This is a genomic window from Rhodoferax sp. GW821-FHT10B06 (assembly GCF_059415605.1).
In genome coordinates, this window is the sequence record NZ_JBWKNO010000005.1 from 14627 (window position 1) to 27088 (window position 12462).

The following is a 12462-nucleotide window of genomic DNA, read 5'->3' on the forward strand; positions in this document are numbered from 1 at the left end:
GCGCGGTCAAATCAGTTCCAGCAGTTGCTCCATGGGCACAGCGGCGCGTACATCGCGGCGCGCCACATGGCCGGTAATCTTGTAGCTGGACTGCTGGGTGTCGCGCACGATCCACTCGCCGGTAGGGAAGCCCTGCCGGTTGATCAGTACCGCGACCTGCGGTGTGGTGTTGTGGATGCCGCGCCGTATCACGGCCGCAATCTCCTGGCTGGCCAGCCGGACCAACGTGCCCGGTGCGTACAGGCCCACGGTCTTGACCAGGGCGGCGCCGGCTTCATCGGACTGCGCGGCCGCCACCGGTGGCAGACATAGCCGGCCCAGGCGCGGCGACAGGCGCGCCGCATAGATGTCGGCGCGCTGTATCAGGCGGGCGATGTGCAACGCCTCGCTGGCCGGCGGGCCGGGCGTGCGGTCGTGGTGGTGGCGTACGGCTTGTAGCCAGTTCTCATCGCTCACGCCCATGCTGCGCAGCATGCTGCAGGAGCGTTCGGCATGCTGTTCCACCGCTTCCATCTGGGCCACGCTCAGCGGCTTGGTCTGCAGCACCAGGTCGTCCTGCAGGGCCGACATGCTGATGTTCATGGTCAACGCGGCCTTACCCAGGGTGGCATCGCGCTCGGACGACCAGTTCAGGGTTTCGCTGGCGGCCAGGCTGCACACCACGTAGACCAGCATCGCGTGGGTGGCGCTGTAGCTGCGCATCTCGGTGGCCGAAAGGTGGATCAGCGCAAACAGCGTGGCATCCGGATACTGCTGCACCAACCCATGCAGCTCCTGATAGAGCTGCTCCAGCCGCGGCAGGAACTGCGCGCTCTGGGTGTCGCGCAACAAGGCATGGGCCTTTTGCTGCAGGGCTGCCCAGTCGGGCAGATAGGTGGGAGATGGCGGCATGGTGGCAAAGATTATCTATTCAGGTATCGACAAATCAACTCTCCTCTTGAGCAGGTACTGAGCCTGCTAGCATTTGACCATGACGTCAATGCTCGCTGTACCTGCTTTCTTGCAAAAAATATGCCCCCGGGAAGATGCGCAGGCCCAATTGGCCCGCCTGCCCCGCCCCTGGGTGTTCACCAACGGGGTGTTTGACATCCTGCACCGCGGCCACGCCACCTACCTGGCCCAGGCCCGGGCACTCGGCGGCAGCCTGGTGGTGGCGCTGAACAGCGACGCCTCGGCGCGCCGCCTGGGCAAGGGCCCGGACCGTCCGCTGAACAACGAGACCGACCGCGCCGTGATGATGGCCGCGCTGGAGTCGGTCAGCCTGGTGACCTGGTTCGATGAAAACACCCCGCTGGAGCTGATCACCGAGCTGCGCCCCGACATCCTGGTCAAGGGCGGCGACTACGACATGCAAAAGCTGGCCGAGACCGCCGTGGTGCAAGCCTATGGCGGCACGGCGCTGGCCATACCCTTTGTAGACGGCTACTCCACCACCGCGCTGGTACGCAAGATCAAGCAGCCGCATGGCGCCTGAGCCGCTGCTGCAGCGCGTCTGGCAGACGCTGCGTAACGACACTTTTCTGCAGATCCTGTTGCTGGCCCTGGTGGGCCTGAGCTGGGCCACCCGCACGCCCTTGCGCACCTACCCGACCCTGGTGGACTGGCCCACCATCGCCGCCCTCACCGGCCTGCTGGCCTTGACCAAGGGCGTGGAAAGCAGTGGCGCGCTATACCGCCTGGGCCACTGGCTGGTCGGCTACATGACCAGCGAACGCGCCGCCGCCCTGTGTCTGGTGACCGCCGCCGCCGCGCTGTCTACCGTGCTGACCAACGACGTGGCGCTGTTCGTCATCGTGCCGCTGACCCTGGGCATCTGCCGCATCACCCCGCTGCCCACGACCCGCCTGGTGGTGTTCGAGGCGCTGGCCGTCAACGCCGGCTCGGCCCTTACGCCCATCGGCAATCCGCAAAACCTGTTCCTGTGGCAGCTCTCGGGCAGCTCCTTTGGCCAGTTCGTCTGGCACATGCTGCCGCTGGTGGCCATCCTGATGTTGCTGCTATGGGCGGTGACGGCGCTGGCCTTCTCTGGCCGCGAACTCAAAACCAGCGACCCCGAGTCCGAGCACGCGCTCAGCCGTCCGCTGCTGGCCGTGTCCCTGCTGCTATACCCGGTGTTCCTGGTGCTGACCGATATGCACTACGCCCCCTGGGCCTTGCTGGCCGTGCTGCTGTGCCTGGGCCTGCTGCGCTGGCGCGTGCTGGCGCAGATCGACTGGGGGCTGCTGCTGGTCTTCGTGCTGATGTTCATCGACCTGCGCCTGCTGGCCGGGCTGGACCTGGTGCAGCACGCACTCGCCGGCTGGGGGCTGCAGCAGCCCATGCACCTGTTCTGGGCTGGCATTGCTGCCTCGCAGGTGGTCAGCAACGTGCCGGCGGCCATCGCCCTGGCCGAGTTTTCGAAGGACTGGAAGGTGCTGGCCTACGCCGTCAATATCGGCGGCTTCGGCCTGATGGTCGGCTCGCTGGCCAACCTGATCGCCCTGCGCATGGCGCCAGACAAACGCGCCTGGATCAGCTTCCACGTCTGGTCCATCCCTTTCCTGGTGGCCGGTGCGGCCTTGGGCTGGCTACTGCTGTTTGCTATATAAAAGGTAGCTACTGGCGCAGGTGGAATCTGCGCTAGCGGCCATTTTTATTCAAATGACCGCCGGGGTTCTTCAGCCCTCTGCTACTTCGGGTGGTTGCAGCCGCGTGCTGATGCCATACAGCGTCAGCAAGCCCAGCACATGGCCAATCGCCACGCCCGGCTCGCCGGACTCCACGCGGGCAATGGTCTGCACGTGCACGCCCAGCCGGGCCGCCGCTGCCGCCTGCCCTTCGCCTGCGGCGACGCGGGCCTGCTTGGCTGCCGCGCCCATGTCCTTGATGGCCTGCACCGCGTCGTCAGGGATGTGGGGAGAGATTCGTTTGCCTTGGGTCATGGCTGGATTGTCTACTCAGAGCGCAGCACCGCCCCGGCCCGTTCAATAGCCGGGTACGAACACCATGGCAATGCTGACCCACACGCCGAAGCTGAAGTACGGCGTTAGCCACAGTGCGTCGGCCCGCCATGCCGCCCAGTTGCCACTGGGCACACGGCGCTGCCAGGCGTCGCGCGCGCCCTGGCCCAGGCGCATATAGGCCAGGCCGTGGGCGCGGCCATGCTGGTAGCGGCGCCAGTACATCGGCACGTCCACGCACAGCACATAGGCCACGAAAGACAGCGCGCCCAAGATGCCGGCGATGGCCAGCGCCTGCACCCAGCCGCTGCTGCCCAGGGCCACGGCGCCCAGCAGCGTCGCCATCCACGCAAAGCCCGCTGCCCACAGCGAGGACTCGACCGCCTGGGTAATGTGGTTCAGCGTCAGCACGCTGTGCCAGCAGAAGCCCTGGGCCACCGCCATGAACACCGGTATCGCCCAGGCCGCAGTCTGCACCCAGGCGATGCCGGCATGCAGGCCCAGCTGGTGCACCAGCAGCCCCAGCTGCAGCGCAAAGCACACCTCCGCCACCGTGGCCGCGCTGCGGCCCAGGAAGATGCTGGACAGCCGCGTGTCCACCACCACCAGCCGCTCCAGGTCCACCCGCGGCAGCACCGAGCGGTAGGCGCACACCAGCACGTAGACGCCAGACAAGGCCAGCTGCAGCCCGGCGTAGATACCGCTGCCCGGCCCCATTTGCAGCACGGCCAGCCACAGGCACACATTCAGTACCGCAATCGCACACAGCGCCCGCCACCAGGATAGAACCCCTATATCTGCTTCGATGGGGACTAGCGAAAAAGTGTGGCGGTTTGATGACATGGGAGCCAGGGTAACCGGGAGGGGGTTGGCGAGGCAAGCGCTTTTGCTTTAGGCGGTGGGCGTAGGCGCGCAAATTAGTTTCTTACTTGAGGTTAAAGAGGGCCCTTGGTACTCATACATCAAGATGTTTCTGAACAGAGCACTTAATGACGGCGGTAAGATGACGCTCTGAGTACAGCTTGGCGAAACTGCGGAGTTGTTGGGTATAAAAAAGCAGGTTGGCTGAGGATTACAGATATGTATGAAGAAGTTTGCTACGGGAAGTCATTTCTGAAGCAGGTGGTAGTCAGGATCGATTTCGCTGCCCCACTTGAGAAGTTGGACAAGGGACCACCGACTCGACTCGTCAATCCAATAGCCAAGAACTTTCCCATCATCGAACCTGCTGATGTCGTGACGCAGGAGGTTGCTGTCAACACCGACGGCATTGCCCATCGTCAAATTACGGAACGCCAGTGGAACTATTTCAGCCGCGAACGGGACAGGCAACTGACGTTATCGTCATCGGCTGCGTTTATCCAGTACACGAAGTACACGACATACGAGGAAACCAAGGAACAGTTTGGCGCGTTGGTTGATGCCCTTGGTGCAGTATTTCCAGGGACCATGATTGCCCGTTTTGGGCTGCGTTACATCAACCAGATCGATGGGCTGGTTGAGGACGCAACGAGGTGGAGCGACTACATCAATGATGAACTTGTAGCAGCCCGTGGTTTTTTCTCTGATGATGAGGCTTTGACTCGCCTAGTTTCTATCAGCGAACTGAAATACGGACAGGTTGGTATTCGCTTTCAGTACGGGATGCCAAATCCGGACTTTCCCGCGCCCATCAAGCGGCCTCTGTTCGTAATCGACATCGACGCGAGTGTGGCTGAGGCGCACGAGCTGAACCACACAATGGCCTACATGGACGAAGCACACACTCGAGTGCAGTCACTCTTCGAGCGAAGTATAAAAAGGACCTTGCGGGAGAAGATGAATGGCCAGCAACCCGTTCAGTAGTGACTATGTCGCGTCCCCAGTGACCCAAGCCGCCCTTGCGCAACCTGCCCCTGTTCACGCGCCTGAAGTTACGGGAGCTATCGAGCAGTCTATAAGTGTTGACATATCGTCAGGGTTCAAGATGACGCCAATTCCGATGGTGAGCGGAAAGCCAAAGCGAGTTATCCTTCGAGGAAAGGTTACGCGTGACTAACATAGTCGTTCAAAAACGGCGACTGTCACGAATCTCGCAGGGCGACATATTCCGTGACGTTGAATGCATCGAGTACGCTGTGGAGAAGCGGGGTATCGTTGAGGTCAGCAAAATCATCTTTCCGCTCGTTGTAGTGCTTACACAGGATTGCGACCTTGAACAAGACTTCAACGGACGAACCAAGGAAAGACAGGGTAACAAACTGCTCTCGGTACTCGTTGTACCGCTCTACAACGCTGAGCACGTTTTCACTGGTGAGCACCTAAGCGATCTCCAAATAACCGGCACGACCATCAACAGGAAAGCCACGGAAGGCAAGACTCTGATGCAGAACGAGCGGCCGAGATATCACTACATCGATTTCCCTGCTCACGTGCCAGCGGTAGCGTCAATTGCGGACTTCAAGCACTATTTTTCGGTGCAGACCGCGTACCTAGAAAAGATCCGGAAAAGGACTTTCGTTTGCCGATTGGACGACCTTTTTCGAGAGGACCTGTCCCAGCGCTTTGCGGCGTATCTCGGTCGGATCGGATTACCTTCCGTGGTGTCTTAGCTGAAACATCCATGCATGCACTCGCCAGGCTGGCCGCATCCGTTTCTATAGGATAAACAGCCCCATGTGCAAGCCCGCTGGAACGCCTAGTCCGGAACCATTGCCGCTTGAAACAGATCGCCTCATTCTGCGTCCCTGGCGCGGCAGTGATCGTGAACCTTTCGCGGCGATGTCATCTGATCCCGAGGTGATGGCATATTTGCTCCCCTTTGCTTCACCAGAGGCTGTGGACAGCTGGATCGCTCGGCAGCAAGCGCATCTGGCGACGCACGGTTTTTGCCTGTGGGCCATAGAGTCCCGAGATACCGGCGAATTCATGGGGGCGGCTGGTCTGCTCCGCATTGGTTACCAGGCCCATTTCGCTCCCGCTGTGGAAGTGGGCTGGCGTTTGGCTCGCCGATTTTGGGGCAAGGGATATGCCCCAGAGGCTGCTAGCGCGGCCATCAACTTCGGGTTCGATCGTCTCGGACTTCAGGAGATTGTGGCCAACACTGTGCCAAACAACAGCAACTCACGCCGGGTCATGGAAAAGCTGGGTATGGCATACGACCCCGCGGATGATTTCGACCATCCATTGGTGCCCGCAGATAGCCCGCTGCGTAGGCAAGTGCTGTACCGCCTGTCACGCGAACGCTGGGCTAGGCTTTCGGAGATAGGCATTTAAATCGGCCCAGCAGCTTCCGGCCGATACGCAAACCTAACGCAGATGCCCCGGCACCCGCTTCTCCAACAGCGCCACCAGCTCCGGCTGCATGAACTGGTAGTTGTCCGGTATATCCAAACACACCACCTTCTTTCCGCCCAGGTGCCGCTTGAACCGCTGGACCAGTTGCGTGCGGTGCCGCTTCTCCATCACGCAGATGATGTCGGCCCACTCGACCTGGTCCGCGCTCAGCGGGCAGTCTGCGTCGGGCGCCAGGCCGGCGGAGTCGGTTTCCACGCCAGGTACGGTGGAGAAAACTTGCTCGGCCGTGGGGCTGCGCAATCTGTTGCGGCTGCAGATGAAGAGTACGCGTGGCATGGCTGGCGCTGTATCCCTGGTTTAAACGGAAAAGGCCGCTAGCGCAGGAATTACCTGCGCCAGCAGCTCTTATTACGATAGCGCCTTGGGCTGTGGCGCCGGGGGCAGCTGGGCAGGCCCCGGGGCGGGTTTGCTGCGCAGCTTCGCACCCATGCGCCGGAACCAGTGCTCCAGGTCGTCGATGTAGGTGAACACGGCCGGCACCACCAGCAGGCTCAGCACCGTGGAGGTGATGAGGCCGCCGATGACGGCCACCGACATGGGGCTGCGGAAGCTGCTGTCGGCGGCGCCCCAGCCCAGTGCGATGGGCAGCATGCCGGCGCCCATGGCCAGGGTGGTCATGATGATGGGGCGGGCGCGTTTGTGGCAGGCGTCCAGCAGGGCTTCTACGCGCGTCATGCCGTGGTCGCGGCGCGCCACGATGGCGTATTCGACCAGCAGGATGGAGTTCTTGGTGGCGATGCCCATCAGCATCACCAGGCCGATCAGCGAGGGCATGGAGAAGCTCTTTTGCGCGATCAGCAGGCCCACGAAGGCGCCGCCCAGCGACAGCGGCAGCGCGCACAGGATGGTGACGGGGTGCAGAAAGTCCTTGAACAGCAGCACCAGCACGATGTAGATGCACAGCACGCCGGTCAGCATGGCCAGGCCGAAGCTGGCGAACAGCTCGCCCATCACTTCTGCGTCGCCCACCTCCACCACTTTCACACTGGGCGGTAGCTGCTGGATGGAGGGCAGCTTTTGCACGGCGGCGGTCACGTCGCCCAGCGGCAGGCCGGACAGCTCGATTTCAAAATTGACGTTGCGCGTGCGGTCGTAGCGGCTGATGACGGCCGGGCCGCCGGTGGTCTGTAGCGTGGCGACCTGGCCCAGCATCACCGGGCCTTTGCTACCCGGCACGGCCAGGCGTTCCAGCACGGCCAGGTCTTTGCGCGCGGCGTCGTCCAGCTTCACCAGGATGGGCACCTGGCGCTGCGACAGGTTGAGCTTGGGCAGGGATGTGTCGTAGTCGCCCACGGTGGCGATGCGCAGGGTTTCGCCGATGGCGTTGCTGGTGACGCCCAGGTCGGCGGCGCGCGCGAAGTCGGGGCGCACGGCGATTTCCGGGCGTATCAGGCTGGCGGTGGAGGCCACGCTGCCCAGGCCGGGAATGGTGCGCAAATCCTTGCCCACGGCCATGGCGGCCTCTTGCAGGGCCACCGGGTCTTCGCCGCTGAGCACCAGTACATACTTCTCGCCCGAGCCGCCCAGGCCCACCTTGCTGCGCACGCCGGGCAGGGCTTCCAGCGTGGCGCGCATGCGGTTTTCAATCACCTGTTTGCGCGGCCGTGCGCCGCGGTCGGTCAGGGTGATGGTCAGCGTGGCCTTGCGGGTTTCGGCGGTGCCGGCGGGGGCAAACGGGTCGCCGCCCACACTGCCGCCACCCACGGTGGTGTAGATGCTTTTCACATCCTCCAGTTGGGCCAGTAGCAGGCGCGCCTGCTCGGCGACCGCACTGGTTTGCGCCAGGGTGGAGCCGGGTGGCAGCTCCAGCGTGACTTGGGTTTGCGAGTTGTCGTCGGGCGGGATGAAGCCGGTGGGCAGCAGCGGGATCAGCATCACCGAGCCGATGAAAAACAGCGTGGCGCCGACCATGGTCAGCACCCGGTGCTTCAGGCACCAGGCGGCCCAGCGCATGTAGACGCGCAGCCAGCCGGGCTCCTTCTCGGCGGTGACGATGGGCTTGAGGATGTAGGCCGACATCATCGGCGTCAGCACCCGCGCCACCACCAGTGAGGCCACCACGGCGAGCGCGGCGGTCCAGCCAAACTGCTTGAAGAACTTGCCGGCAATGCCGCTCATGAAGGCCGTGGGCAGGAACACCGCCACCAGGGTGAAGGTGGTGGCGATGACGGCCAGGCCGATCTCGTCCGCTGCCTCCATGGCCGCCTGGTAGGGTGTCTTGCCCATGCGCAGATGGCGCACGATGTTCTCTACCTCGACGATGGCATCGTCCACCAGAATGCCCACCACCAGCGACAGCGCCAGCAGCGTGATGACGTTGACCGAGAAGCCCAGCCAGGCCATGCCGATGAAGGCCGGAATGACCGACAGCGGCAGCGCCACGGCCGACACAAAAGTGGCGCGCCAGTCGCGCAAGAACAGCCACACCACCACCACGGCGAGGATGGCGCCCTCGTACAGCAGATGCATGGAGCCGGTGTATTCCTCTTGCACCGGCGCCACGAAGTTGAAGGACTCGGTGAGCGTGACGTCGGGGTGCTGGGCCTTGAGTTCATCCAGCGCCTTTTCTACCGCTGCACCGACGGACACCTCGCTTTCGCCCCGGCTGCGCGAGACTTCAAAACCGACTACCGGCTTGCCGTTGAGCAAGGCGGCGGAGCGTTGCTCGGCGGTGCTGTCGCTCACGGTGGCCACCTGGTCCAGGCGGATGCGGCGGCCGTCGCTCAGCGCCAGCTGCAGCTGGCCCAGCTCCTGCGCAGTCTGTACCGTGGCCAGGGTGCGCACGGGTTGCTCGCCACTGCCCAGGTCGGCACGGCCGCCAGCGCTGTCCAGCTGCACCAGGCGCAGCTGGCGCGAGATGTCGGCGGCGGTGGCGCCCAGGGCCTGCAATTTGAGCGGGTCCAGCGACACGCGCACCTCGCGCGTCACGCCGCCCACGCGGCTCACCGCGCCGACACCGCGCACGGCCAACAGCTTGCGCGTGACGTCGTTGTCGACAAACCAGGACAGGGCTTCGTCATCCATCTTGGGGCTGGTGATGGTGAAGGCCAGCACCGGCTGGGCCGCCATGTCCATCTTGGCGACGATGGGGTCGCGCACATCGGCGGGCAGGTCGCTGCGCACCGTGGCCACGGCGGAGCGCACATCGTCCACCGCTTCTTGCACCGGCTTCTCCAGCCGGAACTCGGCGGTGACGACCACGCCGCCATCCTTCACCGAGGTGTAGATGTGCTTCAGGCCCTGCACGGTGGCGATGGAGTTCTCGATCTTGCGGGCCACCTCGGTTTCCAGCTGCGCCGGCGCGGCGCCGGGCAGGGACGCGGTGACGGTGACCGTGGGCAGGTCGATGTCTGGGAAGTTCTGCACCTTCATCGCGTTGAAGGACAGCAGGCCGGCAAAGGTCAGCATCACGAAGAGCATGACCGCCGGAATGGGGTTCTTGATGGACCAGGCGGAGACATTCATAAATGCTCCTTATTTGCTAGCTGCTACCGCAGGAGCTGCCTGCGCTGCGGTCGTATTGGGCTTAGAAGGCTCCAGCACGCGCACCAGGTCGCCGTCGTTCAGGAAACCGGCGCCGCTGGCCACCAGCTGTACGTCGGGCGGCAGCGGGCTGAGCAGCTCGACCCGGTCGCCGATTTGCCGGCCGGTTTGCACCTTGATTTGCGTGACGCGCTTGTCGGCGTTCAGCCGGTAGACGTAGCTGAAGGCGTCGCGCACCACCACGGTGGTTTGCGGTACGGTCAGCGCATTCGTCTGGCCCAGCTCGAACGCGCCCTTGGCGAACATGCCGGCTTTCAGGGCATTGCCCGCAGGCAGGTCCACATAGACCAGGCCGGCGCGGGTTTGCGTATCCACCGTGGGGGCGACCATGCGCACCTTGCCTTTGACCGGCGTGCCGTTGGCCGTGCTGACCTGCACGTTGGTGCCCGCGCGTATGCGTTCCAGCTCGCTGGATGTGACCTCGGCGCGCCACTCCAGCCGGCCCTGGCGCACCATGCGGAACAGCTCGGTGCCGCTGCCCAGCACGGCGCCTACGGTGGCGCTGCGCGCGCTGATGACGCCGCTGTCGGGGGCCAGCACCGTGGTGTTTTTCATGCGCTGCTGCTGCACCACTACCGTGGCCTTGGCGGCCTCGACGCGGGCCTTGGCGACCTGCTCGGTGGTCAGGTACTGGTTGATCTGCTGCTCGCTCAGGGCGCCGGTGCTTTGCAGGGTGCGGGCGCGGGCGGCGTTGCCGGCGGCGTCCAGCGCATTGGCCTGGGCTTCCAGCAGATTGGCCTTGGCCTGGGCCAGGTCGGCCTGCACGCTCTCGGCGGCGAAGGTGGCCAGCACCTGGCCGGCACGCACTACGTCGCCTACATTGGCGCGCACCTCCTGCAGGCGCAGGCCGGCGGCTTCGCTGCCGATGCTGGCCTCCTGCCAGGCGGCGACGTTGCCGTTGGCGCTGAGCTGCAGCGGCCAAGCCAGTGCCTGTGGCTGCACGGTGGTGACGCTGAGCGCCGGCTTGGGCTGGGCCTGGGGCTTGTCATCCGCCGCTTGGGAATTGATAGAAAAAAGGCCTGCAGCGCAGATAGACAGTGCGCAAGCAGCTGCGAAAACGATAGCGTTGGGTTTGAAAGTCATGCTGTGTCCAAAGGGATGTCAGGGCTGGCGGGCGGTGGTGGTGCTGGCGGCGGCATCCGGGCCGGCCCAGCCGCCGCCGACGGCGCGGTACAGGGAGACCCAGGCCAGCAGGCGCTCGCGCTGCAGGGCGATGACGTTGGTGTCGGCGGCCAGGGCGTTGCGGCGCGCGTCTTCGAGTTCGGGCAGGCTGGCCAGGCCTGCTTTGTAGCGGGCCTGGGTGGCCTCGTACGAGGCCTGGTAGCCGGCGGCGGCGGTCTGGGTGTCGGCCATGCGCTCGTCGCTGCTGCGCAGGTTGACCAGGGCCTCCTCTACCTCGCGCACGGCCTGGCGCACCTTGGCCCGGTACAGGGCCACGGCCTCGGTGTAGCGGGCCTGGGCGGCCTCGGTATTGGCGCTGCGCACGCCGCCGTCCAACAGCGGCAGCGACAGGCTCAAGGGGCCTATGGACCAGGTGTTCATGTCCACATTGCCGCCGCCGGTGCGGTAGCTCAGGGCGCCGATGTTGCCGCTTAAGGCCAGGCGCGGGTAGCGTTGGCCCTGGGCGTTGCCCACGTCGAAGCTGGCGGCAGCTACGTCGCGCTCGGCGCTGAATACATCGGGCCGCTGGGCCAGTGCCTGGGCCGGGATGGACGCTATGGAAAACAGGGCTATCTGCGCAGAAGGTGCGGGCGCTGCAGCCAGTTTTTGTGCCAAGTCTGCCTCGGGCAGCGCGGTCAGCGCCACCATGGCTTTCAGGTACAGATCGCACTGCGTGAGCTGCTGGTTGAGTCGGTTATTCGCCTCGGCGGCACTGGCGCGGGCCAGTGCGTCCACCGCCGGAGCGGTGAAGCCGGCGCGGGTGCTCAGGTTGGAGAGGCGGGCCGTCTCCTGGCGCGAGCGGGCGTCTTCACCGGCCAGGCCGCGCAGCAGGGCGCAGGCGCGCACATTGACGTACTGGTTGGCCACCTCGGCGGCCACCGACACGCGGGCGTCATGCCACAGCGCCTGGGCGCCCTGCTGGCGTGCCTGGGCGGCGTTCAACGCGGCACGCTGGGTGCCAAACAGGTCGATCTCCCAGGCGGCCTGCAAGCCGCCTTGCAGCGTGGTGGCCACCGGCGTGGCGGGTTGTGAAATACCCCGGCTGGCGCTGGCCGATGCGTCCAGCGTGGGGCCCAGCGCGGCGCCTGCGCCCACGGCGGTGGCGCGGGCCTGGGTGATGCGCGAGGCGGCCGAGGCCACCGTGGGGCTGACGTTTTGCGCGGCTTCAATCAACTGCACCAGCAGCGGGTCGTCCAGCCGCTGCCACCAACTGGCCAGGTCACCCAAGTCGCCGTGGTGCGCCACATTGGAAGGGAGTGGTGCCTGCCACTGCGCGGGGGCCAGGGCCGCGACGCTGGGGGCTGGCGGCGGCGCGCTGGCACAGGCTGCGAGCCATAGCGGTAGAGCGCACAAGAGAAACCAACGGGGCACATGCATGCAGAAAGCTCCTGGGGGATGGGGGGCCATCGTCTATCGTAATGGGGGGAACCTGGCTTGTAGAAAGCCTGGCTGGCATATGTCCGCCAAGGGGTGGACGCCGCGC

The 12462-nt window shown here is 64.7% G+C and carries 12 protein-coding genes; 5 read left to right on the forward strand and 7 right to left on the reverse strand.

The genetic code is table 11. The annotated features are described in order from the left end of the window. Positions 1-6 precede the first annotated feature (6 nt). A complete protein-coding gene (locus AC07O2_RS09555; RefSeq protein WP_495075504.1) occupies positions 7-891 on the reverse strand; it encodes an HD-GYP domain-containing protein in 885 nt (294 codons plus the stop codon). Positions 892-979: 88 nt separating this feature from the next. Here AC07O2_RS09555 and rfaE2 point away from each other — a divergent pair, with 88 nt between their 5' ends. Beyond that, complete coding sequence (gene rfaE2 / locus AC07O2_RS09560) at positions 980-1474, forward strand: D-glycero-beta-D-manno-heptose 1-phosphate adenylyltransferase (protein WP_495075818.1); 495 nt, start codon at positions 980-982, stop codon at positions 1472-1474. Further along, positions 1464-2588 carry an SLC13 family permease gene (locus AC07O2_RS09565; RefSeq protein ID WP_495075505.1) on the forward strand — a complete coding sequence of 375 codons (1125 nt, stop codon included), beginning with the start codon at positions 1464-1466 and terminating at the stop codon, positions 2586-2588. The genes rfaE2 and AC07O2_RS09565 overlap by 11 nt, the downstream gene beginning before the upstream one ends. Positions 2589-2657: 69 nt before the next feature. On the opposite strand, the gene AC07O2_RS09570 is transcribed toward AC07O2_RS09565, so the two are convergent. Together AC07O2_RS09570 and AC07O2_RS09575 are read right to left on the reverse strand one after the other, a co-directional pair. Then, on the reverse strand, positions 2658-2921 hold the full coding sequence (locus AC07O2_RS09570) for a helix-turn-helix domain-containing protein (protein WP_495075506.1): 264 nt from the start codon (positions 2919-2921) through the stop codon (positions 2658-2660). Between the two features lie 42 nt (positions 2922-2963). Then, positions 2964-3782 carry a hypothetical protein gene (locus AC07O2_RS09575; RefSeq protein WP_495075507.1) on the reverse strand — a complete coding sequence of 273 codons (819 nt, stop codon included), beginning with the start codon at positions 3780-3782 and terminating at the stop codon, positions 2964-2966. Between the two features lie 237 nt (positions 3783-4019). Here AC07O2_RS09575 and AC07O2_RS09580 point away from each other — a divergent pair, with 237 nt between their 5' ends. The 3 genes from AC07O2_RS09580 to AC07O2_RS09590 all read left to right on the forward strand — a co-directional run bounded on the left by AC07O2_RS09580 (position 4020) and on the right by AC07O2_RS09590 (position 6194). After that, positions 4020-4784 (forward strand): TIGR04255 family protein, encoded by a 765-nt coding sequence (locus tag AC07O2_RS09580; RefSeq protein ID WP_495075508.1) that lies wholly within the window; start codon positions 4020-4022, stop codon positions 4782-4784. A gap of 185 nt (positions 4785-4969) precedes the next feature. Further along, positions 4970-5530 carry a hypothetical protein gene (locus tag AC07O2_RS09585; RefSeq protein ID WP_495075509.1) on the forward strand — a complete coding sequence of 187 codons (561 nt, stop codon included), beginning with the start codon at positions 4970-4972 and terminating at the stop codon, positions 5528-5530. Positions 5531-5594: 64 nt separating this feature from the next. Further along, complete coding sequence (locus AC07O2_RS09590) at positions 5595-6194, forward strand: GNAT family N-acetyltransferase (RefSeq protein ID WP_495075510.1); 600 nt, start codon at positions 5595-5597, stop codon at positions 6192-6194. Positions 6195-6227: 33 nt separating this feature from the next. Here the strand turns inward: AC07O2_RS09590 and AC07O2_RS09595 are convergent, their stop codons facing one another. From AC07O2_RS09595 to AC07O2_RS09610, 4 genes are all read right to left on the reverse strand, one after another. Next, entirely contained in the window at positions 6228-6551 is a 324-nt protein-coding gene (locus tag AC07O2_RS09595) for a low molecular weight protein tyrosine phosphatase family protein (protein WP_495075511.1), read from the reverse strand. 72 nt (positions 6552-6623) lie between these two features. Beyond that, a complete protein-coding gene (locus AC07O2_RS09600; RefSeq protein WP_495075512.1) occupies positions 6624-9740 on the reverse strand; it encodes an efflux RND transporter permease subunit in 3117 nt (1038 codons plus the stop codon). Between the two features lie 9 nt (positions 9741-9749). After that, positions 9750-10901: an efflux RND transporter periplasmic adaptor subunit gene (locus AC07O2_RS09605; RefSeq protein ID WP_495075513.1), complete on the reverse strand. Its 1152-nt coding sequence runs from the start codon at positions 10899-10901 to the stop codon at positions 9750-9752. Positions 10902-10919: 18 nt separating this feature from the next. Then, positions 10920-12356: an efflux transporter outer membrane subunit gene (locus AC07O2_RS09610; RefSeq protein ID WP_495075514.1), complete on the reverse strand. Its 1437-nt coding sequence runs from the start codon at positions 12354-12356 to the stop codon at positions 10920-10922. Positions 12357-12462: the final 106 nt, after the last annotated feature.